At 60.5% G+C, this 25,025-nt stretch carries 19 protein-coding genes; 13 read left to right on the top strand and 6 right to left on the bottom strand.

Going from position 1 to position 25,025, the window contains the following annotated elements:
- Positions 1 to 499: 499 nt before the first annotated feature.
- From DTP52_RS26940 to DTP52_RS26930, 3 genes are read right to left on the bottom strand one after another with little or no spacing between them, the layout of a single operon-like run.
- Positions 500 to 1,441 carry a FecR domain-containing protein gene (locus tag DTP52_RS26940; protein WP_109756088.1) on the bottom strand — a complete coding sequence of 314 codons (942 nt, stop codon included), beginning with the start codon at positions 1,439 to 1,441 and terminating at the stop codon, positions 500 to 502.
- Between the two features lie 37 nt (positions 1,442 to 1,478).
- Positions 1,479 to 2,024: a sigma-70 family RNA polymerase sigma factor gene (locus DTP52_RS26935; RefSeq protein ID WP_041476024.1), complete on the bottom strand. Its 546-nt coding sequence runs from the start codon at positions 2,022 to 2,024 to the stop codon at positions 1,479 to 1,481.
- Positions 2,021 to 2,653, bottom strand: coding sequence for a secretin and TonB N-terminal domain-containing protein (locus DTP52_RS26930; RefSeq protein ID WP_109756086.1), 633 nt, complete (start codon positions 2,651 to 2,653; stop codon positions 2,021 to 2,023). The genes DTP52_RS26935 and DTP52_RS26930 overlap by 4 nt, the downstream gene beginning before the upstream one ends.
- A gap of 205 nt (positions 2,654 to 2,858) precedes the next feature.
- Between DTP52_RS26930 and DTP52_RS26925 the strand changes: the two genes are divergently transcribed.
- Positions 2,859 to 3,209 (top strand): hypothetical protein, encoded by a 351-nt coding sequence (locus DTP52_RS26925; RefSeq protein WP_109756085.1) that lies wholly within the window; start codon positions 2,859 to 2,861, stop codon positions 3,207 to 3,209.
- Positions 3,210 to 3,335: 126 nt separating this feature from the next.
- On the opposite strand, the gene DTP52_RS26920 is transcribed toward DTP52_RS26925, so the two are convergent.
- Positions 3,336 to 3,776 carry a carboxymuconolactone decarboxylase family protein gene (locus tag DTP52_RS26920; protein ID WP_109756084.1) on the bottom strand — a complete coding sequence of 147 codons (441 nt, stop codon included), beginning with the start codon at positions 3,774 to 3,776 and terminating at the stop codon, positions 3,336 to 3,338.
- 194 nt (positions 3,777 to 3,970) lie between these two features.
- Here DTP52_RS26920 and DTP52_RS26915 point away from each other — a divergent pair, with 194 nt between their 5' ends.
- From DTP52_RS26915 to DTP52_RS26905, 3 genes are all read left to right on the top strand, one after another.
- A complete protein-coding gene (locus tag DTP52_RS26915; protein ID WP_109756083.1) occupies positions 3,971 to 5,404 on the top strand; it encodes a PLP-dependent aminotransferase family protein in 1,434 nt (477 codons plus the stop codon).
- A 120-nt stretch (positions 5,405 to 5,524) separates the two neighbouring features.
- Positions 5,525 to 5,818, top strand: coding sequence for a putative quinol monooxygenase (locus DTP52_RS26910; protein WP_092198295.1), 294 nt, complete (start codon positions 5,525 to 5,527; stop codon positions 5,816 to 5,818).
- Positions 5,819 to 6,116: 298 nt separating this feature from the next.
- Positions 6,117 to 6,521, top strand: coding sequence for a cupin domain-containing protein (locus DTP52_RS26905; RefSeq protein ID WP_109756082.1), 405 nt, complete (start codon positions 6,117 to 6,119; stop codon positions 6,519 to 6,521).
- A 193-nt stretch (positions 6,522 to 6,714) separates the two neighbouring features.
- Here the strand turns inward: DTP52_RS26905 and DTP52_RS26900 are convergent, their stop codons facing one another.
- Positions 6,715 to 11,583: an NAD-glutamate dehydrogenase gene (locus DTP52_RS26900; RefSeq protein WP_109756081.1), complete on the bottom strand. Its 4,869-nt coding sequence runs from the start codon at positions 11,581 to 11,583 to the stop codon at positions 6,715 to 6,717.
- Positions 11,584 to 12,028: 445 nt separating this feature from the next.
- Between DTP52_RS26900 and DTP52_RS26895 the strand changes: the two genes are divergently transcribed.
- Positions 12,029 to 12,382: a hypothetical protein gene (locus DTP52_RS26895; protein ID WP_109756080.1), complete on the top strand. Its 354-nt coding sequence runs from the start codon at positions 12,029 to 12,031 to the stop codon at positions 12,380 to 12,382.
- 170 nt (positions 12,383 to 12,552) lie between these two features.
- On the opposite strand, the gene DTP52_RS26890 is transcribed toward DTP52_RS26895, so the two are convergent.
- Complete coding sequence (locus tag DTP52_RS26890; protein WP_109756079.1) at positions 12,553 to 14,706, bottom strand: WG repeat-containing protein; 2,154 nt, start codon at positions 14,704 to 14,706, stop codon at positions 12,553 to 12,555.
- 232 nt (positions 14,707 to 14,938) lie between these two features.
- On the opposite strand from DTP52_RS26890, the gene DTP52_RS26885 reads away from it, so the two are divergent.
- From DTP52_RS26885 to DTP52_RS26850, 8 genes are all read left to right on the top strand, one after another.
- Positions 14,939 to 15,964 carry a LacI family DNA-binding transcriptional regulator gene (locus tag DTP52_RS26885; protein WP_109756078.1) on the top strand — a complete coding sequence of 342 codons (1,026 nt, stop codon included), beginning with the start codon at positions 14,939 to 14,941 and terminating at the stop codon, positions 15,962 to 15,964.
- Positions 15,965 to 16,111: 147 nt separating this feature from the next.
- Positions 16,112 to 16,894: a sugar phosphate isomerase/epimerase gene (locus DTP52_RS26880; RefSeq protein WP_109756077.1), complete on the top strand. Its 783-nt coding sequence runs from the start codon at positions 16,112 to 16,114 to the stop codon at positions 16,892 to 16,894.
- Positions 16,887 to 17,861, top strand: a complete 975-nt coding sequence (locus DTP52_RS26875; protein WP_109756076.1) for a sugar kinase — start codon at positions 16,887 to 16,889, stop codon at positions 17,859 to 17,861. Before DTP52_RS26880 ends, DTP52_RS26875 begins: the two co-directional genes overlap by 8 nt.
- A 90-nt stretch (positions 17,862 to 17,951) precedes the next feature.
- Positions 17,952 to 19,250, top strand: coding sequence for an MFS transporter (locus tag DTP52_RS26870; RefSeq protein ID WP_109756075.1), 1,299 nt, complete (start codon positions 17,952 to 17,954; stop codon positions 19,248 to 19,250).
- A gap of 12 nt (positions 19,251 to 19,262) precedes the next feature.
- Positions 19,263 to 20,240 carry a D-glycerate dehydrogenase gene (locus tag DTP52_RS26865; protein ID WP_109756074.1) on the top strand — a complete coding sequence of 326 codons (978 nt, stop codon included), beginning with the start codon at positions 19,263 to 19,265 and terminating at the stop codon, positions 20,238 to 20,240.
- A gap of 575 nt (positions 20,241 to 20,815) precedes the next feature.
- Entirely contained in the window at positions 20,816 to 21,988 is a 1,173-nt protein-coding gene (locus DTP52_RS26860) for a YcaO-like family protein (RefSeq protein ID WP_256594286.1), read from the top strand.
- 33 nt (positions 21,989 to 22,021) lie between these two features.
- Positions 22,022 to 23,737, top strand: coding sequence for an ATP-binding cassette domain-containing protein (locus DTP52_RS26855; RefSeq protein WP_109756073.1), 1,716 nt, complete (start codon positions 22,022 to 22,024; stop codon positions 23,735 to 23,737).
- A 327-nt stretch (positions 23,738 to 24,064) separates the two neighbouring features.
- A complete protein-coding gene (locus tag DTP52_RS26850; RefSeq protein ID WP_109756072.1) occupies positions 24,065 to 25,024 on the top strand; it encodes a MoxR family ATPase in 960 nt (319 codons plus the stop codon).
- Position 25,025: the final 1 nt, after the last annotated feature.

The raw sequence follows: 25,025 nt of genomic DNA, 5'->3' as shown, positions 1-25,025 counted from the left end.
CGGCCAAGAGCTTCGCGGTGGTTGGCGATGGCTTGAGTGATTTTCAGGTCTTCGCGGTAAACGACGATTTCGGCCTTCGCTACATCGATACCAATAACCGTTGGTGAGTTAAGGATTGTCATGACGAATCCTCGGAGCTAGGGTTTAGGTGCTTGTCGGGGTCTACCTTTGCGCTGGCTTGCCTCTATCGTCGGTTTTACCGATGAATTCCTTATCGGCGCTTTAGGTAGAAAGGGCGGAACGAGAAGTCTCCCACGGTCCGTACTGGCTAGAGTCGGAATCGAGCTTTTAGTCCCGCCCACCCCTTCAAGTCTAAACATACAAGCGAGCTTGCTCGCGATAGCGGTGGGTCTGTTGCAGTGAGGTCGGATGTGCCGGCCCCATCGCGAGCAGGCTCGCTCCCACAGGGTTATGGAGTGAACTGAAGATTTGAGCACAACACAGGCCCTCTGTGGGAGCGAGCCTGCTCGCGATGAGGCCCGCCCAGGCGCCGCCGGCCTCAGCTCAGCACCACCACCCCACCTGGCAATTCCGTGCATTTGGCGCCGTAGGCATCGCGGATCAACAGCGCCACGCCCGCCAGCTGGTCGAGGCGAAACCGCGCCTGGACCTTGCGCTGGCCCAGTTCGCGATTGAGCAGCAACAACATACCGGGCCGATAGCGATTGATTTCATCGATGACGCTGGCCAGGGTCGCGTCGTTGAACACCAGCACCTGTTCGCGCCAGGCGACGGCCGCCGACACATCGGCACGCTTGGGAGCGCCCACCCGGCCAGGGTCGTAAGTCAGTTGCATGCCCGGCTCCAGGCGAAACCGCTGGCCTTGCACTTCAACCTGCACCACGCCCTCCAGGCAGGTGGCGCAAACACTCTGGTCGGTGTAGCGAATGTTGAAGCGTGCCCGGGCGGCGCTGATCCAACCGGTGCCGGCCTGGACGCTGACCACCTGCGCACTGCGTCCCTGCACTTCAATCTCACCACTGAACAATTGCAACCCTTGTCCGCCATCGGCCAGCGGGCGACGGCTGAGGCGGGTCTGGGTGTTGAGTTCCAGGCTGACGCCCTCGGCCAACTCTACCCGGCGCTGCTCACCCACCTCAGTGATGTAATCGGCCCCCAGCCCGGAAACACCGCCGGGCACCGTGGCGCGGATCAACAGGAAACCGGCCGACGCCGCGATTGCGCCGCCCAGCAACGCCCGCCGCCCGAAATGCCGGGGTGCCTGCAATGCCGCTGCGGCGGGTTGCAGCCCATGCCACAGCGCCTTGGCCTGTTCGAAAGCCTGCGCGTGTTCGGGGCTTTGCCCGCACCACAGGCGCAAGGCCCGGGCATCGGCCACTGTAGCGCGTCCCGAGGTCAGCAGGATCAGCCAGTCTCGGGCCTCGCTGGCCAATCGGGCCTGGGGCGTGGCGTCAGGGGAAGCGATGTTGAAGATGTTCAAGCGCACACACACTCACGAAAGGGTCGGGTCTCTACTCTCAAGACGGTTTTCCCGCGCCGGGACCGAACCGCTGAATGACTTTTCTTTCCAGGCGCAGGGCGCAGTGCCCCAGCGCAGCCTTGATTTCTTTCTCCACCATGCGGGTGGAGATACCAAAGCGCTGGGAGATTTCCAGGTGCGGCGCCTCTTCCAGGCGTGCGGCGATAAAGATCCTGCGACGGCGCGCCGGCAGTTCGTACAAGGCCTTGAGCAGGGTCTGCAACTCCTTCTGCCCACCCACCACCCGGGCCGGGTCCAGCGCTTCATCAGAGACCTGCAGCAGCTCCTCGATTTCATCGCCCGTGAGCAGGCGCGCATCGGCCTGTCGACGGTCGGCGGCGATGTTCAGGGCCATGCGATACAAATAGGCGTTGGGCTGGGCGATCTCCTGCGTATCGACCATGCGATCGACCCGCAGATAGGTTTCATGCAGCACATCGTTGGCCAGCTCTTCGGAGCCCAGACGCCTGCGCAGGCGCACCTTGAAATCCTCATAAGAGGTGAGGAACAACTTCACCAACGGGCTGCGACCGGAGTCTTTCATCGCCCGGACACCCCTTCCCCTGCTATGCATTCCATGCTTCTTCCTGATGAGTCGGGTAACAAAAGCAGGGTCACCGGCTGGCGCAACGAACTGGGCGCCGGGCGGTCGATCCTGAGGTTTTGCAAACTGTTGACCAGGGCCTTGTCCCGCATCAGATCGCCCGTGGAACTGACCAGGCGGCTGTGCTGGACCACACCGTCCCGGCCGATCCACACTTGCAGCACCGCCCGAAAACTGCCCGGGCGGGTCAACGGTGAACGACACAAGTTGCGCTGGATGACCGCCTGGATGGCTGCCGCGTAGTTGCTGTCACTCAAGCCCGGAGTAACACCGGGAGGCAGCGGCACCTCACGGACCCGCACCGGCTGCAACGTGAACGCATCCGCCCGGGCATAGTGCGCCGCCAGCCCAGTGCCGCTGAGCAACACCCGCAACCCTTCCGAGGGTGTGAACTGCCCCTGGACGCCCAGCGTATGACGCTGGCTCGACAACTGGTGGTCCACCAGCACCGCCATGCCCGTCGCACGGCTGAACTGCTCCAGCGCCGTGGTCAGTTCCTGGGGCGCGATGTCCAGGTCCACCAGGCCGACTGCCTGGATCGGCGCGGCCAACAGACACAACAACACCATCAGCCAACGCAAGGGCGCCCTGGTCAATCCACGCCCGCGTCCGCCCCCGGCTCTGCCCTGCTGCACGACTGACGTATCCGTTGAAAACCGTCATCCTGAGGGGTGTTTATGAATGTCGTATGACAACTGATACAAATCCTCAAGGCCACACTAGACTGATGCCCAGACAACGAACCGTCCGCTGCGGCGGGCCAGGAGGTCGGTGATGAAGCAGTGGATGACGATGACGGCAGGCCTCGGCCTGCTCATGGCCCTGCCCTGGGCCCAGGGTGAAGAGGCCCCGGCGTGTATCGAAGTGACCGTCGGTGGCTACAAGACCCCCGACTACAACTGCCTGAGCCGACAGATGGGCAACGACCCCCAGGCCGCGAAGGCGGCGCAACAGGCCCAGGAGGCCATGAACGTGCCGGTCAATGAACGCGCGCCGAACAGCATCGGCCTGGCCACCCCGGCGGCCACGGGGGTGCGCATGGGCAATACCTTTGGTACCTCGGTCAAACCCCAGCGGCCGCCGGTTCCGGCTAACAACTCGCCGTTGCCCAATGGAAATAAATAGAGGCAAACGACAGACCTGCTCTGTGGGAGCAAAGCTTGCTCGCGATCCAGGCGACACGGTCCGCCAGATTCACCTCATCATCGTTCATCGCGGGCAAGCCTTGCTCCCACAGTTGGCTCTCGCGGATCAACCACCCGGACTCTGGCGAAAACTCACCGCCAGTCGATTCCAGCTGTTGATGGTGCTGATCGCCAGGGTCAGGTCCACCAGTTCCTCCTCGCTGAAACAGGCCCGGGCCTGGGCATAGACGTCATCGGGCACCTGGCTTTCAGCCAACAGCGTCACCGCCTCGGTCCAGGCCAGGGCAGCGCGTTCGCGGGCCGTGAAAAAGCCACTGTCACGCCATACCGCCACCGCGTAGAGCCGCCGCTCGGTCTCGCCCTGGCGGCGCGCCTCCACCGAGTGCATGTCGGTGCAGAAGGCGCAGCCATTGAGTTGCGAAGCGCGGATCTTGATCAGGTGCAACAGCCCCGGTTCGATACTCAGGCGACTGGTCAGGGCTTCCAGGCCGATCATGGCTCTCATCGCCCCAGGGGACGCAGTGTAGTAATCCAGACGCGGGCTCATGGCGGGCTCCGTGGCATTCGAGACCTTCACGGTAGGCCCCGGGACCGATCAATGACAGGTCCAATTCGCCGAAAAACCCGGGGACAAGTCCAATGGGCGGGATTTTCTCCACGCAACTTCTACGCAGTCGCACAATGCGGGTAACCTTGCGCCTTTGACGCTGGCCGCCAACAATCGCCCAGGAGCTTGCGGGTATGGAACTTCATGTTGTCATCAACGGCCGCAAGGACCTCTCGGGCCAGTTGTATCAACAATTGCGCAGCGCCATCGAGAGCGGTCGCCTGGCGGCCGGCACACAACTGCCACCCAGCCGCTTGCTCGCCGAGCAACTGGGTGTCTCGCGCAAGACCGTCTCCGACACCTACGCCCAACTGACCTACGAAAACTTCCTCACCGGCATCATCGGCAAAGGCACTTACGTCAATGCGCGACCGGCCAGGATCGTGCGCAAACAGAGCCACCGCGAGCTGGCCGGTGCCGACGTTGTCGAAGCCTGGCGCACCATGCCGGACCTGATGCGCCATCCCACCCTCGAAGGTGCATTGCGCTACGATTTCATCGGTGGCGCCACCGGCAAGGGTCAGTTTCCGCTGGACGACTGGCGGCGCTGCACCGCCCACGCGCTGCGCCAGATTGCCAGTGCCAAAGGCTTCTATAGCCAGCCCGAAGGCCTGCCGTCGCTGCGCAATGCCATTGCCCGGCACATCGCATTTTCTCGCGGGGTCAATTGCCAGGACGACGACGTGGTGGTGTGCAACGGCGCGCAACAGGCCCTGGACCTGATCTCGCGGGTGTTGACCCGTCCCGGCAGCCTGGTAGCCATGGAAGATCCGGGCTATCCGCCGGCACGGTTGCTGTTCGGCTCCCAGGGCGCCACGGTGGTCGGGGTGCCGGTGGACGAGCAAGGCCTGCGCGTGGACCTGATCCCCGATGGCACGCGGCTGATTTATGTAACACCCTCGCACCAGTTTCCCTTGGGCATGCCCATGAGCCAGGCCCGCCGCGAGGCTTTGCTGGCGCGGGCCTATGAGCTGGGGGCGATCATCATCGAAGACGACTACGACAGCGAGTTTCGCTACGAAGGCCGACCCGCCGATTCGTTGCAGAGCATGGATGAACGCGGGATCGTCGCGTACGTCGGCACTTTCTCCAAGACCTTGTTGCCGGAACTGCGGCTCGGCTATGCGATCCTGCCGCCAGCGATCCTTGAAGCGGTGATCCTGGCCAAGCGCCTCACCGACCAGCACACCTCCACCCTGCCCCAGTGGGCACTGGCGAAGTTCATCGCCGAGGGGTGCCTGCTCAAGCACATTCGCCGCTGCCACACCCTGTACGCTGGCCGCCGCGAGCGAATCCTGGCACGCATGGCCGGGGACTTGTCGCCCTGGTTCGACGCCGTGCCCACCACGGCGGGCTTTCACATGGCGGTGTTGTGCAAGGTCCCGGTGGACCTGGCGCTGGTGATCGAGCTGGCGAAAAAAGCCGAAGTCGGGCTCTACAGCCTCGCTGGTTTTTTCAATGAAGCGCCCGTGCGACCGGGCCTGTTCTTCGGCTTCGGCGCTATCGAAACCCTGGACATCGATATCGCCCTGGACCGCTTGCGCGACATTCTGCAGCAGGTGGCCTGAGGATTGGACTGGGCATTTATCCGCCCATTGGCTGTTTGAGCCGTGCGCCACCGGGCCTATCCTGCACGGGTGTGATTGATGTTGAGCAAACCCCTCCGACTTGATTCAGGAGCCTGAACAATGTCTCGCCAAGTGATCAATACCGTACAGGTGCAAGCCGCCGCCGGTCGCTCGGAAGAACTGGGCCGGCAGTTGCAGCAAATCGTCGAAACCCTGCGTGCACAGCCGGGGTGCGATGCGTACATGGTCGACCGTTGCCCGGACGATGGCGACCGCTGGAACGTCAGCGCCCGCTGGCAATCGGAAGCGGCCATGCAGGCCCATTTCAACTGCCCGGAAGTGCAAGGCTTCATCAGCCTGATCGACAATCGCCTGGCCCGAAGCGTGGATTTCAATAGTTTTCCGGTTGTCTGAGACTCACAACTTCATTCCTGCCTAGCCAAGTTGTGGCGAGGGGATTTATCCCCGCTGGGCTGCGCAGCAGCCCCAAAATCTTCCTATCGGCGACGGATCTGGCGAGTGCTGCGCACTCGAACGGGGATAAATCCCCTCGCCACAAAAAGCTCGCCTGCTCACATCCATTTGTAGCCCAGCCAATTGGTCTACCCACCTTCCGAAAGATTGGACGTTTGCTCGCCCCACCTCTGGGCTTAGGGTGAATCCATCGTCGCGACAGCGCGAAATCACTCGAAACCACACAGGTCGTACCTTCATGAAAACACTTTGTCTGATCGCCATCCTCAGCCTGCTGCCCATGACCCAGACCTACGCCCACGAAGCGGCGCCTTCGGAGAAGGTCCAGGTGTTGCAGGAGCAGATGCTGAAAAACGTTCCCGGTAAAAAAGCCATGATGCTGACCGTCGACTATGCCCCCGGCCAGGCGTCCATCGCCCACAAACATGAAGGCACGGCCATGGCCTATGTGCTCGAAGGCGCTATCACCTCCCAGGTCAAGGGCGAGTCGGCGACGACCTACAAGGCCGGGGAGTTCTGGTACGAAGCGGCGGGGTCCGAGCACCTGGTTTCGAAGAATGCCAGCGCGACCGAGCCGGCGAAATTGCTGGTATTCATGGTGATGGGTGAGGATGAGGCGGTGTTGATTCCGCTGAAAAACTAACCAGCCACACCGCTGCGCCTCTGTGGGAGCAAAGCTTGCTCGCGATAGCGGTCGGTCAGTTACATCAATACTGTTGATCCAACGCTATCGCGAGCAAGCTTTGCTCCCACAGAGTATTTTTACCTAAGGAGCAACCGCACCAATAAAAAAACCCCGCATCTCTCAATGCGGGGCTTTTTCATTCAACGCCGGATCAGTTGGCCGTCAAGACCGCCTGACCACTCATCGCAACGTCCAGCAGTTCGCGGTTGGCGACCGCGTACATGGCGTAGTCAGTGGCGCTGGCGGCACGGATGTCCACCAGCATGGCACGCCAGCGCTCGACCATGTCGTGATGCTGCTCGAGCCACAGCGCCAGGCGGGTTTCCACGTCCTGGGCGCCATCCCCCTCTTGCAGGACCGAGATGGTGATCGCCCGTTGCTGCCAGTCGACGTCATCGCGGAACGCTTCGCGGGCCAGTGCCTGCCAGTTGTTTTCCACTGGCAAGGCGCTGATCTGTTGCAGGTACCAGGTAATGTCCAGGGCGCTGCCCACGGCGAAGTAGGCCTTGGCCACATCGGCGGCGTTCTGTCCAGTCACGTCGGACGCCTCGATGATCGGCAGCAAGGTGTACAGGTGCGTGGTGCCGGCGACCATGCGCGCCAGCAACTCTGGCACGCCGGCGGCGACGTAGGCCTGGTAGCGGGTCTGCCAGCCTTCGCGGGTCGGGCCTTCCAGCAATTCGTCGAGCTTGAGGCCCAACGCCGCCAGGTGCGGACCGAAGTGCGCGACGTCACGGGCAGCGTTCTGCTCGTTGCGACGGCTGCGCAGGAACCAGCGCGTCGCACGGCGACCCAGGCGCATCAGCTCGTCCATCAGCTCCAGTTGCACATCAGCGGAAACCTGGTGGTCCAGGGCTTCGATCTGGCGGAACCAGTGCGGGAGATGGAAGATATCGCGCACGATCACATAAGCACCCGCCACGTTCGCCGGGCTCATGCCCGTAGACTCCTTGAGCCGCTGAACGAAGGTGATGCCCATGTGGTTGACCAGGTCGTTGGCGATCTGGGTACTGACGATCTCGCGCTTCAGGCGGTGGCGACGCATGGCTTCGGAGAACTTGCTCACCAGCGTCGGCGGGAACGCGGTCTCCATGTCACGGGTCAGGTAATCGTCGTCCGGTACCAGGGAGTTGAGCAGCGCTTCCTTGAGGTCGATCTTGCTGTAGGAGATCAGCACCGACAGTTCGGCACGGGTCAGGCCATGGCCCGCCGCGACACGTTCGGCCAGCTGTTCTTCGGTCGGCAGGAACTCGATGGCACGGTCCAGCTTGCCGCGGGCTTCCAGGTCGTTCATCAGGCGCTTGTATTCGGCGATCCGCACGAAGGCACGGCGCGCCGCTAGGGACAGGGCCTGGGTCTGCTTGTAGTTATTGCCCAACACCAGGCCACCGACTTCGTCGGTCATGCTCGCCAGCAACTGGTTGCGTTGCTTGTCGGTCATGTCGCCGGCCTGCACCACTTCGTTGAGCAGGATCTTGATGTTCACTTCGTGGTCGGAGCAGTCCACGCCGCCCGCGTTGTCGATGAAGTCGGTGTTGGAACCGCCGCCATTGAGGCCGAATTCGACGCGACCCAGTTGGGTCATGCCCAGGTTGCCGCCCTCGCCCACGACCTTGCAGCGCAGTTCGTTGCCGTTCACCCGCAGTGCATCGTTGGCCTTGTCGCCGACATCGGCGTGGCTTTCAGTGCTGGCCTTGACGTAGGTACCGATACCGCCGTTCCACAACAGGTCCACCGGCGCCTTGAGCAAGGCGTTGAGCAGCTCGGTCGGGGTCAGCTTGTCAGCCTGGATGTCGAAGCGTTCCTTCATCTGTGGCGAGATGGCGATGCTTTTCGCGCTGCGCGAAAAGATACCGCCGCCTTCGGACATGATGCTGGTGTCGTAGTCCGTCCAGGCCGAACGCGGCAGGTCGAACAGACGCTTACGCTCGGCGAAGCTGCTGGCCGGCTCCGGGTTCGGGTCGATGAAGATGTGCAGGTGGTTGAAGGCCGCGACCAGTTGCAGCTTGTCGGACATCAACAAGCCGTTGCCGAACACGTCGCCGGCCATGTCGCCAACGCCCACCACGGTGATGCTGTCTTCCTGGACATTGATGCCACGCTCGCGGAAGTGACGTTGCACGCCCACCCACGCGCCCTTGGCGGTGATGCCCATTTTCTTGTGGTCGTAGCCGGCCGAACCGCCGGAGGCGAACGCATCGCCCAGCCAGAAGCCGTAGTCGATGGCGATGCCGTTGGCGATGTCGGAGAAGGTCGCAGTGCCCTTGTCCGCCGCCACCACCAGGTACGGGTCATCGTCGTCATGCCGCACGACGTTGGCCGGTGGTACCAGCGCGCCGTCCTTGAGGTTGTCGGTGATATCCAACAGGCCCGAGATGAAGATGCGGTAGCAGGCGATGCCCTCGGCCGCGATCTCGTCCCGGCTGCCGCCCAGCGGCAGGCGACGTGGCAGGAAACCACCCTTGGCGCCCACCGGCACGATCACCGAGTTCTTCACTTGCTGGGCTTTTACCAGGCCCAGCACCTCGGTGCGGTAGTCCTCTTCACGGTCGGACCAGCGCAGGCCACCGCGGGCAACGTTGCCAAAGCGCAGGTGCACGCCTTCGACCCGCGGCGAATAGACGAAGATCTCGAACTTGGGCACCGGCTTGGGCAGTTCCGGGATCAGGTGCGGGTTGAACTTGAAGCTGAAGTAGGACTTGTTCTGACCGTTGGCGTCGGTCTGGTAGAAGTTGGTCCGCAGGGTGGCCTTGATCAGGTCCAGGTAACGACGCAGGATGCGGTCTTCGTTGAGCACCTGGACGTCGTCCAGGGCCGAGAGGATCGCTTGTTCCAGGCGCAGTTGCTTGTCTTCCAGGTCGTCGCCGCTGAGTTTGCGCGCCAGGTAGAAGCGGGTCTTGAACAACCGGGTCAATTCGCGAGCGATGTCGGTGTGGTTGTTCAGGGTACTGGCGATGTAACCCAGGTCGAAGCCCAGGCGGATCTGCTTCAGGTAACGGGCGTAGGCACGCAGCAACGCCACGTCGCGCCATGGCAGGCCGGCGGTCAGCACCAGGCGGTTGAACGCATCGTTCTCGGCATCGCCACGCACGATGTGGACGAAGGCGTCCTGCAAGGTGTCGTTGAGTTGCTGGATGTCCAGGTCCAGACCTTCGGCGGCGGTGAACGCGAAATCATGAATCCAGAACTCGCGACCATTAGTGTGGCGCAGGCGGTACGGAAACTCGCCCAGCACACGCAGGCCGAGGTTTTCCAGGATCGGCAGCACGTCGGACAACGCCAGTGGCGTGTCGGCGTGATACAGCTTGCAGTGCAGCTCGCGCTGGCCGGATACCTGGCCCAGCGGCTGGTAGAAGCTCATCACCAGCGGATTTTTTTCGCTCAGGCTCAGCAGGTGCTGCATGTCGACCACGGCCGAGTGCGCGGCAAAACGCTCACGGTAGCCGGCCGGGAAGCCTTTCGGGAAATCCGACAGCACGTTGGTGCCCTGGGCTTCGCCGAAGCTCTCGACGACGAGGCTGGCGTAGTCGTCCTTCCAGCTGCGGCAAGCCTGCACGACTTCTTTTTCCAGCAGCAACGGGTCGATGTCGATGCGGTTCTTCGGGTCCACCCGCAGGATCAACTGCACGCGGGCCAGCACGGACTCGGAGAAGAAGGTCCAGAACTCGCAGTCCGAGGCCTTCAGGCGATCCATCAGCACTTGCTGGATCTTCTGGCGCACTTCGGTGGAATAGATGTCACGTGGCACGTAGGCCAGGCAGTAGCAGAAACGGCCATACGGGTCTTTGCGCAGGAACACGCGGATCTTGTTGCGTTCCTGGATCTGCACGATGGACATGACGGTGCTGAACAGCTCGTCCACCGGGGTCTGGAACAGGTCGTCACGGGGCAGCACTTCGACCACCTGGGCGAGTTCCTTGCCCAGGTGCGCCTTGGCCTGGAAGCCCGAACGACGCTCGATTTCCGCGACCTTGCGGCGGATGTACGGGATGACCCGCACGCTCTCGCCATACACCGAAGAGGTGTACAGGCCCATGAAGCGACATTCCTTGATGACCTTGCCGTCGGCGTCGATCTCACGGATCGACACGTAGTCCGGGTAGGCCGGACGGTGCACGCGGCTCGGGTGCGCGGCCTTGGCGAACGACAGCAGCGTCGGTTCGCGCAGGTAATTGACGGCGTAGTCTTCGATGCGCAGGTCTTCGGCAGTCAGGCCGGCGCGCAGCAATTTGGTCAGGCCCAGGAACGAATCGGGGTTGTACTCGATGTGGCCGCCGTCGGCCTCGTCGCGAACCACGAACTCTTCATAGCCCAGGAAAGTGAAGTGGTTACCCACCAGCCATTCCAGGAAGCTCTTGATCTCGCTCTTTTCCTCAGCGTCGATGGCGTAGGCGCTGCTGTCCAGGCTGTCGAGGATTTCCTGGACCTTGGCTTTCATCGGTTCGAAATCAGCCACGGCCACGCGCACTTCGCCCAGCACTTGCTCAAGTTCCTTGCTCAGGACGTTGAGTTCGGCGGCGTTGGCGCAACGGTCGATCTCCAGGTACATCAACGACTCTTGCAGGATGCCGTCGCCCTGGGTGCCTTTTGGTAGAATTTCCAGCAACTCGCCCTTGCTGCCGCGACGCACGCTCAGCACGGTGGTTTGCAGGGTGTGGATGCTGTAGCCGCGACGGTTCAACTCGGTGCGGACCGAGTCCACCAGGAACGGCAAGTCGTGGTGCAGCACTTCCACGGCCGTGTGGGTCGACTGCCAGCCATGGCGTTCGTAATCGGGGTTGTAGACGCGCACCTGCGGTTGCGTGTGATCGAAGCGCTCAAGCAGGCGCCAGGCAGACAGGGTGCAGCCGGCAAGGTCGGACAACCGGCGCTGGGTAAGTTCATCGAGGGAAATGATGCCGAAGAATTGTTCAGCGAACAGCGCCACTTGTGGCAGTGCCTGTTCACTGATGTGCTGCGCCAGTGCCGCTTGCAGTTGGTGCTGGAAGTCGGCTTTGCTGGCTGCGGTGAAGAACGCCATCTGTGGTACTCCGCTTGGGCTTGTTATTGATTGAAGCGTCGCGTGCAACCCCACCCCTGCGGGGCTGTCGGCCATCCCGTTCCTGATTCTCGGGCAGAGGAAACAGGATGACAGGTGGGTGAAGCTGGACGGGACCTGCAGGTCACATCCTTTTCCATGTAATTTCATGTCATGGACACCTGCAAAACACACCCTGAGGTGGCCTTTGCAGGTGCACATCCGTTGCGCAGCTTAACGAGTGCGACAACCTGCCTGCTTGCAGCGCTGCGACATATTCGGTCATCGGCTAGCGGTACGCCTCGAACAACCCTAGCAGCCCGAGGGACAAACGGCACCTGGCAGCGTGAAATCGTCCGGGATCCAGGTAACCCAGCAGAAATTCTTCCAGGCTGGCAAAATCCCCTTTTTCGTACCCGCAGGGCTCATCGAGCCAGGAGCCATCACCATGCAAATGACCACCACCCTTCTGATCGCCAACCCATGCGACGACGAAGAGGACAACATGGCCATGCTCTGCTGCCATAGCGCCCAGGGCGAAATGTTCCTGATGACGCGCTACCCCGATGAAGACGAACTGGAAATCGCCCTTGACGGCGAGCCTTCGACACTTGACGGCGTGAAGGTGACGCTGAGCCCGACCCTGCTGAAGATCGAAATCGCCGCGGCGGACGCCGATGCGCTGAATGGGGATGACGTGCTGGAGATCACTCACAACACCGATGTGGCGGATTTGGCGGAGGTGGAACTGACGTTGCAGAACATCCTCAAGGGAACGGGGACCTATGTAAGCCAGCTCTGACTCCCAAGGCGACCGCTCCCTGTGGCGAGGGGATTTATCCCCGCTGGGCTGCGCAGCAGCCCTAAAGCAGTGAATTCAATCTTCCTGGCACACCGAGTTGCCCGGTTCGAGGGCCGCTTCGCAGCCCAACGGGGATAAATCCCCTGGCCACAGGATCAGTGCGCCAGCTCTTATTCGTCTTTCTGCACGAGATTGCCATCGGCGTCATAGACCAGATACTCGTCACTGTTACTCGGATCCCTCACGTAGTAACGGGCCTCATTGCCGTTATCCGGCACCTTCATGCTGGTGTAGGATCCCAGTTCCTTGGTCACCTTGTTGTCCTGGCTGATCAAGACCAGCCCGGAACCACCACCGGCCGGGATGGCCGCGGCGTAACGGGTCTGGAACGCGCTGATCTGGTCGTAATCCAGCGGGACCTGCAATCTGCCCGCCAGGTCGATGGCTCCGTAGCTACCCTCGCGTCCCACCACCGCCATGCCATTGGAAAACGGCGTCACCTCGTCATACGGCAACTTGATGGGTAGCCGCTCACCCTGGCGGTCGATAAAAGCGAATTTCCTGCTTTTAGCGTCCTGCACCAACAGCGGTTGTTGCCCGACAAACCGGCCTATCACATTGTCACCCAGCAGGTTGATCCGTTTACCTTGCAGGTCGAAAACGTCCTGACGACTCCGGTCGGCGGAGCTGGCGTAGAGCAAACCCTCGCTGTGCTCGATGCCTGAGAACTGCGCCGGCAGGATTTCCTTGCCGTCCAGGGTATAGGCGCCGTAGAGGCCTTCCATGACATCGGTTCGTTTGCCGAGACGGGCGATGAATACGTTGCCAGTCACGGTGGGGTTGACGAATTTCATCGGCAATACGAAACGATGCCCCCTGGCATCGTAGAGCCCATAAGGTCCGTTGGTTTCCCGCTCCACCAACAGCAGGCCATTGCTCAACGCCTCGGTGATGTATTCGAACGGCAGGTCCACGAGCTTGTTGCTGCCGGCAGGAAAATAGGCGAGCTGGCTGCGCAACGCCTGCCACTCCGAATTCGGGTCGCTGGACTTCTCCGGGGAAAACAGCGTGTAGGTATCGGCCATCTGGCTATCTTGCACCTGCACCCAACGGGGCTTGATCAACCACTGGCCGGCCTGGTCGATGAAGCCGTAGCGCTCGGCGTTCCGGTCCAGGGCGATGTAACGCGTTTGTGCTGCAAGGACGTTGTCGACCAGGGTGAACTCCACGGAGTTGTCTTCCATCGGATCGAGCACATGGATGACGATACGTTGCGGGGTGGCCTCGAATTGATAGTCGACCTCGGTGTTTTTCAACGGCCCCACCTGAGCGGCCAGCGCGTCGGTCAGGCGCTCCAGTTGCTGCTGTACCGCCTGGCCGGTCTTGAGCTGCTCGAGATCGTCCTTGGTCTGGAGCAGCGCGTTGTAATAACCCTGCAACGCCGCGATATCGCCATCGGAGGGAAACGCCCGGGAGTTGTTACCGTGGCTGTAGAGCGCCCTGCCCGCATCATCCAGCCCCTGAACCACGAAGGTCGACAATTTCGGTGTACTCAACCGCACGGACGCGCTGTCATCACCCAGGGCAGTGAGCTGGAAGGACTGACCGTCGTCCAGGGTCACTTTCGGGTGATCCTTGTCCAAGACCACTTTCCTGAACGCCGGATAGCTGCGGTAAGCGACCGTCAGGCCGAGACTCGCCAAGGGTTTGTTGACCGAGAGCGGGAAAGTGTCATGGGACGAGATCACGTCGTCGGACTCGACCTTGGACGGCGCCTTGAGATCGGCGAAGGTTTTTTCGCTGCCATCGCGAAACCGCAGGCGCTGCGGCAGGTACTGCTCGGCCGCCGGCTCATCCGGCGTAGCGGCGCGCTTCCAGAGCGGATCAAGGCTGCTGGTGTCGAGCCTCACTTCGGAACCGTCGGCGAATAACCTCTGGGCAAAACGCAGGCCCTGGATCGTCGCCAGTTCAGCTTTCAGTTGCGCACTGGTGAATGGGACAAACAGCGGCTCGTATTGCAATGGCTGCTCGTCAGCAGGCTCAGTCGTCGACAGGGTCAGACTCAGTTGGGCGTCACTGATCAGTTCCAGGGACCTGAGGGTTTCACCGGTGTCCTGAATCAAGTAATTGAGGCGTTTTTCCACCTCGGGCGGTGCCAGCGTGCCGATGTCTTCCATACCCCCTTCGTTCAGTTGCTCGGCGGCGAAACCTTCATCTGCCGGCGCCCCGCTGTGGCGAAACAGGTAGTAGGACGCACAGCCCACCACCAACAAGGTCACACTCAGTATCGACAGCAATCGCAAACGAGGCTGGGTAAAGTTCATAGTGATTTCGGCAGTCAAGGCGCTGAGGAAGGCAGGCAGCTAACCACACAGCCTGGCCCGCTGCAAATCGCCTGGATGGCCCAGCCCTGATGGATCGTCGCCCCTGTTCGACTGAAGCGAACCACCGCCGGTCGTGCCTCTGACACGTCGCCCTTGACGACCGACCGCATTCTGATGTTTCCTGAAACCGGTTTCAGAGCCACTAATAAATCCAATAAGCAGGTTTCAATCCGTGAATTCTTTCTCCGCCGCCCAGCGCAGCCGCGTAACCATGCTTGACGTCGCCGAACGTGCCGGGGTTTCCAAGGCCAGTGTCTCGCGTTTCATCGGCGAGGACCGCGCCCTGCTCTCCGAGGCTATTGCCCGGCGTATCGAGCAGGCCATCAGCGAGCTGGGCTACCGCCCCAACCAGATGGCCCGCGGCCTCAAGCGTGGGCGCACACGCCTGATCGGCATGTTGGTGGCCGATATCCGCAACCCTTATTCGATTGCCGTGATGCATGGCGTGGAAACCGCCTGCCGGCGCCATGGCTACAGCCTGGTGGTGTGCAACACCGACCGCGATGACGAGCAGGAACGCCAGCACCTGGCGTTGCTGCGCGCCTACAACATCGAAGGGCTGATCGTGAACACCCTGGGGCATCACCGCGACGAACTGTTTGAACTGCGCAGCGAAATGCCTCTGGTGCTGGTGGATCGCAAGGTCGATCGGCTCGACAGCGATCTGGTCGGCCTCGACAACCCGGCCGCCATCGAGATGGCCCTCGATCACCTCGAACAACGGGGCTACCGTGATCTTTTGCTGGTGACCGAGCCGTTCGATGGCACCAGTTCGCGAATCGAGCGGGTCGAGAGTTTCAAGGCCGGTATCGAGCGACGCCCTGCCCTGACCGGCGCCGTGGTGGAAACCTGCAACCAATTGACCGCACGCATCAAGGCCTTCCTGGACCAGCCGAGCCAAGGCCCCAAGGCACTGTTCTGTGCCAATGGCATTGCCGCGCTGACCGCCACGACGATATTGCGCGACCTGGGTTGCCACTTGTTCGACGACGTGGGCCTGATCGCCCTCGATGACCTGGATTGGTACCCACTGGTGGGCAGCGGCATCACCGCCCTGGCCCAACCGACGGCCGAGATCGGCGCCAGCGCGTTCGAGTGTTTGCTCAAGCGTTTGCGCGGCGATAACGGGCCGGTGCGAACCCTGGATTTTGCGGCGCGGCTGATCGAGCGTGGGTCGACGCGGGGAAATGGTCGGTGATGAGCCCCTATCGCGAGCAGGCTCGCTCCCACACTGGATCTGCGCCACTGGAAGTCCCCTATGGGAGCGAGCCTGCTCGCGATAGGGCCCTCAGGCACAACCTTTTTTTTGGACAAAACTGAAACCGGTTTCAGAGGTATAAAAACAATGCACACTCCACCCGTCTCCATCAGCCTTTCCAGCTACGGCGCCGACATGGTACGGCAACACGGCCAAGGCAGCTTCATCGACCTGCTGGCCGCCGCCGGGGCCTCGCGCATTGAATGGCGCGAAGAATTGCTCACCACCGAACAACCCGCCGAGCTGGCCGCTCGCGCCCGTGCCCAGGGACTGCAGAGTATTTTCTCGTCGCCGCTGGAGCTGTGGCTCGGCGGCCAGTCCAGGCCCAACCCCGCCCTGGCCGTTGCCCTGCAACGCTGCGAAGCATTCGGCTCGGCGTGGCTGAAAGTCTCTCTCGGGCACTTCACCGACTCCAATGACCTGTCGGCACTGGCCCACGTACTTGCCACGAGCCCGGTGCAGTTGCTGGTGGAAAACGACCAGACCTTGCAAGGTGGGCGGATCGAACCGTTGCAACGTTTCTTCACCGCCGTAGAGCAGCAGACATTGCCCATCGGCATGACCTTCGACATCGGCAACTGGCAATGGCAGGACCAATCGGCTGCCGTGGCCGCCCGACAGCTCGGGCGGTATGTCGCTTATGTGCATTGCAAGGCCGTGGCCAGGCGCGCCGACGGCAAACTGGTCGCGGTGCCTCCAGCCATGACCGACCTGCACCTGTGGGAACAACTGCTCAAACACATGCCCGCCGGTGTAATGCGCGCCGCCGAATACCCGCTGCAAGGCGATGACTTGCTGCAATTGACCGCTGGCCATGTCGCCACCCTTGCCCACCTCGGGCAATCGCGCCGGGAGCCTGCCCATGCCTGAGTTCGATGTGTTGTCGTTCGGCGAAACCATGGCGATGCTGGTGGCCGACCAGTGCGGTGACCTGGCCAGTGTCGAGCAGTTCCACAAGCGCATCGCCGGGGCCGACGGCAACGTGGCCATCGGTCTGTCGCGACTGGGCTTCAAAGTGGCGTGGCTGAGCCGGGTCGGTGCTGACTCCCTGGGACGCTTCGTGGTGCAGACGCTGGAAAACGAAGGCCTGGATTGTCGCCACGTGACGGTCGATCCAGCCCACCCCACCGGGTTCCAGTTCAAATCCCGTAGCGACGATGGCAGCGACCCGCAAGTCGAGTATTTCCGTCGCGGCTCGGCGGCCAGTCATCTATCGATCGACGCCATCGCGCCCGCGCTGCTTGAAGCCCGCCACTTGCACGCCACCGGCATCGTTCCGGCGTTGTCGGTCACGGCCCGTGAGATGTCCTTTGAATTGATGATGCGGATGCGCGAAGCCGGCCGCAGCCTGTCCTTCGACCCAAACCTGCGGCCGAGCCTGTGGGCCAGCGAGTCGATGATGATTCGTGAAATCAATCGCCTCGCCGCCCTCGCCCACTGGGTCTTGCCGGGGCTCGGTGAAGGCCGCTTGCTGACCGGTTTCGACGACCCAGCCGACATTGCCGCGTTCTATCTTGGCCAAGGGGCCGAAATCGTCGTGATCAAGCTCGGCGCGGATGGTGCCTATTTCCGCACGCAGCTAGACCAGGGCGTTATCGCCGGCGTGCCGGTGGCCCAGGTGGTGGACACCGTGGGCGCTGGCGATGGCTTCGCGGTCGGCCTGATCAGTGCGCTGCTCGAAGGCCGCGCCATCACCCAAGCCGTGCAGCGCGCCAACTGGATTGGCAGCCGCGCGGTGCAGAGCCGTGGGGATATGGAGGGATTGCCTACTCGCATCGAGTTATCGACTGAATTTGAAACCGCCCATCGCGAGCAGGCTCGCTCCCACAGCGGTTGACGTTAACCCTGTGGGAGCAAGCCTGCTCGCGATAAAGCCACCACAAATACACCTGCTGCAACAAAAACAACAAGCTCAGGAGTCAAAGATATGCAAACGCCCAACCTCGCCACCCGCCGCTGGTGGTACATCATGCCCATTGTGTTCATCACTTACAGCCTGGCCTACCTGGACCGGGCCAATTATGGATTTGCCGCTGCCTCGGGCATGGCCAAGGACCTGATGATCACCCCGGGGCTGTCGTCGCTGCTGGGGGCCCTGTTTTTCCTCGGCTACTTTTTCTTTCAGGTACCGGGGGCGATCTACGCGCAGAAACACAGCGTGAAGAAACTGATCTTCGTCAGCCTGATCCTCTGGGGATCGCTGGCGACGCTGACGGGCGTGGTCTCCAACGCCTACTGGCTGATCGTGATCCGCTTCATGCTCGGCGTGGTCGAAGCTGCCGTGATGCCGGCGATGCTGGTGTATCTGTGCCACTGGTTCACCCGGGCCGAACGCTCGCGCGCCAACACCTTCCTGATCCTCGGCAACCCGGTGACCATGCTGTGGATGTCGGTGGTGTCGGGTTATCTGGTGCAGCAATTCGACTGGCGCTGGATGTTCATCATCGAAGGCCTGCCGGCGGTGCTCTGGGCCTTTGTCTGGTGGCGCCTGGCCGATGATCGTCCGGCCCAGGCCAAGTGGCTCAGCAACCAGGAAAAACAAGACCTGGAAAGCGCCCTGGCGGCCGAACAGGTCGGCATCAAGGCCGTGAAGAACTACGCCGAAGCCTTCCGCTCGCCCAAGGTCATCATCCTCGCCTTGCAGTTTTTCTGCTGGAGCATCGGGGTCTACGGGTTTGTGCTGTGGTTGCCGTCGATCCTCAAGGCTGGCCTGCAGATGAACATGGTCGAGGCCGGATGGCTGTCGTCCTTGCCTTACCTGGCGGCGGTGATCGGCATGCTGGTGGTGTCCTGGGCGTCGGACAAGGCGCAAAAGCGCAAGCGTTTTGTCTGGCCGCCGCTGCTGATCGCCTCCATCGCGTTCTACGCCTCCTACCTGCTGGGGGCCGAGCATTTCTGGTGGTCCTACGGCTTGCTGGTGGTCGCCGGCGCTTGCATGTACGCGCCATACGGTCCGTTCTTCGCCATCGTTCCGGAGATCCTCCCGGCCAATGTCGCTGGCGGCGCCATGGCGTTGATCAACAGCATGGGCGCGCTGGGTTCGTTCGGTGGCTCGTACCTGGTGGGCTACCTCAACGGCACCACCGGCTCCCCCGGCATGTCCTTCCTGCTGATGAGCGGCGCGTTGCTGCTGTCGGTGGTGCTGACCCTCGCTCTCAAGCCCGGCGCCAGTGACCGGACCGAATCGAAAACCGCGACGCCGCAATCGGCCCCCGCCCACTCCTGAATCGAGACCCCCATGAAAAAGCACGTGGTGTTGTACAAAGCGCTCTCGGCGCAACTGATGGACCGCCTGCAAGCGCAGGCCCAGGTCACCCTCATCGAGCATCTCGATGGGCAAGGCCTGGCCCAATTGCGTGACGCCTTGCCTGGTGCCCACGGCCTGCTGGGTGCCAGCCTGAAGCTGGATGCGCAACTACTGGACCTGGCGCCGAACCTGCAAGCCATCGCCAGCGTCTCGGTGGGGGTCGACAACTACGACATCGACTACCTGACCGAACGCCGGATCCTGCTCACCAATACCCCGGACGTACTGACTGAAACCACTGCGGACACCGGCTTCGCCCTGATCCTGGCAACAGCTCGACGGGTGGTGGAACTGGCCAACCTGGTTCGCGCCGGGCAGTGGCAGCAGAGTATCGGCCCCCGGCATTTCGGCACCGACGTCCATGGCAAGACCCTGGGCATCATCGGCATGGGCCGTATAGGCGAAGCGTTGGCCCAGCGCGGACATTTCGGTTTCGGCATGCCGGTGATCTACCACAGCCACTCGCCCAAGCCCGCGGTCGAGCAGCGGTTCGGCGCACTTTATTGCAGCCTCGAAACGCTGTTGCAGCAGGCGGACTTCATCTGCCTGACCTTGCCGCTCACGGCCGAAACCCAAGGAATGATAGGAACTCAAGCGTTCGCGCAGATGCGCCCCGAGAGCATCTTCATCAATATCTCCCGGGGAAAAGTGGTGGATGAAGCCGCACTGATCGACGCCCTGTGCAACAAGCAGATTCGAGGCGCGGGGCTGGATGTGTTCGAGCGCGAACCCTTGACTGCGGACTCGCCGCTATTGCAGATGGACAACGTGGTCGCGACGCCGCACATGGGCTCGGCCACCTACGAGACACGGGAGGCGATGGCGCGCTGTGCGGTGGACAACCTGTTGACGGCGTTAGCGGGGGAGCGGCCGGTGAATCTAGTAAACCCGGGGGCGTGGATAGGCTGACCTATTGCCACCTTCGAATATGCCATCGCAAGCAGGGTCGCGATGGCTACGGTGTTCATTTAGATGTGCATGCAACAAAACCTTTCCGAGCACGCCCGCCTTAGAACACCGCTGTAACCTTGCCAGATTACCCTTTTGATCCTTTCCTAAAATAATATAAACATCCCAAACGACGAAAGCAGTAGAGAGAAACCACACTTTCAACAGAGCAGCTACATTCCTACACCCCCCTCCTACTCAACGGCAAGAGCGAACCTACGTCAGCCTCGGACGTCGCGCAATAGCCTTCACCTCACCCCAATGTTATTAATTAATCACTTGCAAACACACGCAAGTTGGGCGTTCGCGTCGCGACGCCCATTAACTACATTGGAGTAAATCGACATGGGTAGGAAACGCTCTGAAATAAATCATACCTTTTTTGGCCTGCCGCAGGCATTAGGCCTTTCTAAAGACCTCCTCGCAACGGAAGCCGATTTTTTTGCGTCGCTGACCAATTAAGCCAGTGACCGATTAAATATCGGCGAACAGATGCCGAAAGGATCTCCTTTCGGCATCCTTTAACGGAGATCCATATGTCAGAACGAGAACTATCACCCACCGAAGCGCTATTCAATATCATGTCTACGCTCCATACACTGGACCTCAGTGCAGTAACACGGTATACGACACCATCCAAGCTAGTAGCGACGGCCGAACTGTTTGATGGCAACGACAATCTCGTTGAATCGGGGGCTGGCAAGGGACCAGACTCACTAATAGGCGCACTGGCAGAAAGCATTGAACACTTCAGCACGTTCCAGCCTCTTGCTGATGCTCCCATACGATACCGCTCCGACAAGATAGCTACTCAAAAAGCAGTTACAGAAGATGGAATTTTTACCAGCCTGCCTTACACCGAAAAACCAATCGAATGTTTCAGGCTTACCTCGCTCAACAATAATGAAGAGCTATTCGCGCCGTGCGTCCTTCTACGCCCTGAAACGACGCAAAACATCCACGAAGATTCGAATTCTGCACTGCGCTTTTTATCTCGCTACTCATCAAACTCAGGAATTGCTTTTGGTTGCACAGAGAACGAAGCACTGTTACATGGTGCCCACGAAACAATCGAGAGGCATATCCTCTCTCTTTTCTACATGGCTGTCTGTGGCCTCGGTCCGGCAATGGAACTATACACACCTTCTGCGGCGTTGCTTCAAACAGCGCTGAGGAACCACCCCGCTGCCTTGGCGTCAGCGAACAGACTGCAAGTGATCATTATCAAGGACGTGCTGTCAGTTTACTTTGCAGTGGCTTTTCCCAAAGCGGGCCCTGGAGCTCACCATCTTTCACCCATTGGCTCCGGATGCTCGCTTGAGATCCATACTGCAATCCAAAGGGCAGTTACTGAACAATTCCAGTCCGAGGACTTATATGATGCCGCTGAAGAATCCATAGATAGAGAAACCTTTGATCTATTATCCAAATCAAGACACTTGAAACACTTGATTGACTTCGCACCCGTCACAACAGCGACACTTCCTACAATTGACGCCCCTGCACACATCAACTCCACGACAGTTTCCGCACAACTGGAAAAACTGCAAAAAAACCTATCAAACACAGGAATGAAAATATTCCGCCGAACCGTAGCCCGCTTTTCAAGCCACAGCATCGTTACTCAAATTTATATTCCAGGACTTGAGCGCTTCAATATCATTAGAAACGGCCGCTTGGTGGTGCCACAGTACGTGTTACGCGGTTGAATTATCAAACACAAAGCAACCAGGAGCGAGTACATGAATAGCATTCGGGCAATGATAAAAAACGCCTATAAAAAACACACCAAACTTCTAGCAGCAACTATAGTCACAATCATCGCACTCAAGCTCATCACACTTGCCCCTCCACTGTTACTCGGAACCATCATCGATACTCTGCAAGGCAACAGAAACCCAGCATCCAGCACCCTGCTCGCACTGACGACAGGCCTGATTGTCGCGGGATGCATTCATGCCATCATCACTCCTCTGCAGCTCCATGCGCTGTCCAAGCTGGTACAGAGCATTATCATGAACGCTTCCATTGAGTGGATCACCGAACTCATAGGCAAAGAGTTTTCGTTATTCAACTCTTGGAGAATCGGCCATTTCATAAAATCGGTCGAGCGCGGAATTACTGCACACGAACAACTACTCACTTTCATTGTGACCATCGCACTTCCCGTACTCTTGGAATTCATAGTTGTTGGGGCTGCTTTTATTTACATAGGGGACAGTGAAATTTTTTTGAGCATGACGGCGTACGGAATTATCTATCTAGCTGTTACCCATCAAATTATCAAATGGCGGAGAAGGCACATTGATGCAGTCAATGAGCAGGAAGATGAGTTAAGTGCCCACCTCTACAACACCCTCAACGCGGGAAAAACCATAAAACTGGAAAGTGCCATACCCACTGCCCTGCACCCGTTGAACGCGGCGTTCGGACGTTATGCCGACGCTGCTGTGACTACAGCATCCTCTGGCGGCCTGCTGAGCGCCGCCAAGATACTGTTCGTAAGCCTTTCCACTGGGGGATTGCTCTATTGGGGCGTCCTGGACCAGCTTTCGGGGCATCCCAGTATCAGTGTCGGGCAGCTGGTTGCCATTTTTTCAATCGCGGGGAGTTATCTGCTCAGTATTTCAACCTTGACTGAAGGGTATCGTGCTCTTGATCAGTTCCTTGCAGACCAGCGTCAGTTTCAGGGTCTGCTATCACTTCCGGATTTCGATCGCAGCAATCGGCTGGCCTGGGTTGATTTCCAGCGGTCCTCAGTTCTGGCACTCGGCCCCTGCGAAGTCGCAGGAACGGGACCGCTTCGCCTGTCGATCAAGCGCTCCCTGGCATTTGCTCAAGGGCAGTCAGTGGCCGTTACGGGGCCTAGCGGCGCAGGCAAAACCACTTTTCTGGAAGTCCTCGCCGGGCTTGATGCATCAAAGCGAGACCAACTGAGTATCGACTCGGTACCGGTCTCACTTTTGTCCGGTCAAGCTCACTTGGACGCCTTGAGATATTGCCCCCAACAACCGCGGTTTCTGGAAGGCTCTTTTGAACAATCGGTTCTGTTCGGAGGCTGCGCATCGCCGATTTTGTCTAGAGCCATACGGCAATTGGAACTGGATGAGATCGTGACAACACGGCAGGTCAGCGAAAATGCATCGAATCTCTCCGGAGGCGAAGCCAAACGCCTATCACTGCTGCGCCTGATCAACAAGCCCGGGAAATTCAATATGTTCGACGAGCCAAGCGCATCCATCGAACCCAGGCTGACCACGCCTCTTTGGGACCTGTTATTCGACGTTTTTGCCGGGCAGGGGTTGATATGTGTCACCCATGATGTTGACCACTTGCATCGGTTTGACCGGGTCATTGTGATGCATGACGGGGCAATCGTGGAGGATGGCCCGTGGCGGGATCTGATCGACAGGCCAGCAATCAGACTGCTGGTGGATGAGATTCGGATGCAAAACTAGCGAAAATATGAAGTGCCGGATCTACTGGGGTAATCGCGAACAGGCTCGCTCCCACAATGGATCGGCGGTGTGCCTTGCCCTGCATCCACCGCCAGTCCTCTGTGGGAGCTGAGCTTGCTCGCGATAGCGGTCTGTCTGAGACGATGCTGCTGGATGTATCGACCTCTTCGCGAGCAAGCCCGCTCCCACATCGACTCCAAACCGATCACAAATCCGCACGCCAGACAAAATCCCGTTAGTCGCCACCCCCCGCCATGCATTAAAGTAACGCCCCCAGCCCCGGCGTTATCCGAACGCCTGGGCCACCCTTTCCAGGAACAGTCATCGATGGAACATCGTGAAGCGCTGCTGGCGCTGCGAACCTTTCTTTCAACGCAGATTCTCGGCCAGGAAAAACTCATTGAGCGCCTGCTCATCGCCCTGCTCGCCGACGGCCACATGCTGGTGGAAGGCGCGCCTGGGCTGGCCAAGACCAAGGCCATCAAAGAGCTGGCCGAGGGCATCGAAGCGCAATTCCATCGCATCCAGTTCACCCCCGACCTGCTGCCCGCCGACATCACCGGCACGGAAATCTATCGCCCGGAGACCGGCAGCTTCGTGTTCCAGCAAGGGCCGATCTTCCACAACCTGGTGCTGGCGGACGAAATCAACCGCGCCCCGGCCAAGGTCCAGTCGGCCTTGCTCGAAGCCATGGCCGAGCGCCAGGTCAGCGTCGGGCGCAGTACCTATGAACTGTCGCCACTGTTCCTGGTGATGGCCACGCAGAACCCGATCGAGCAGGAAGGTACCTACCCGCTGCCCGAAGCCCAGCTCGACCGCTTCCTGATGCACGTCAAGATCGGCTTTCCCGATGCCACGGTGGAACGCCGCATTCTCCAGCAGGCCCGGGGTGAAGCGCTGAACGGCGAGACCAAGCCCGAACGCCGCGTGAGCCAGCAGGCGATTTTCTCGGCGCGCAAGGAAATCCTCGGTTTGTACATGGCCGACGCCGTGGAGGAGTACCTGGTGCAACTGATCATGGCCACCCGCAATCCGGCCAAGTTCGATCCGGAAATGGCCGAGTGGATCGCCTACGGCGCCAGCCCGCGGGGCTCCATTGCCCTGGACCGCTGCGCCCGTGCCCATGCCTGGCTGGCCGGACGCGACTTTGTCAGCCCGGAAGATATCCAGGCCGTGCTGTTCGACGTGCTGCGCCATCGCATCATCCTGTCGTTCGAAGCCGAAGCCGCCGGCATCGACCAGGACCGGGTCGTGCAGCGGATTCTCGACGTCGTCGCTGTCGCTTGAG

The sequence above is a fragment of the Pseudomonas sp. 43mfcvi1.1 genome (assembly GCF_900115935.1).
GTDB classification, from domain to species: domain Bacteria; phylum Pseudomonadota; class Gammaproteobacteria; order Pseudomonadales; family Pseudomonadaceae; genus Aquipseudomonas; species Aquipseudomonas bijieensis.
The sequence above is the reverse complement of the archived record's forward strand: the minus strand, read 5'-3'. Positions and strand labels throughout refer to the sequence as shown.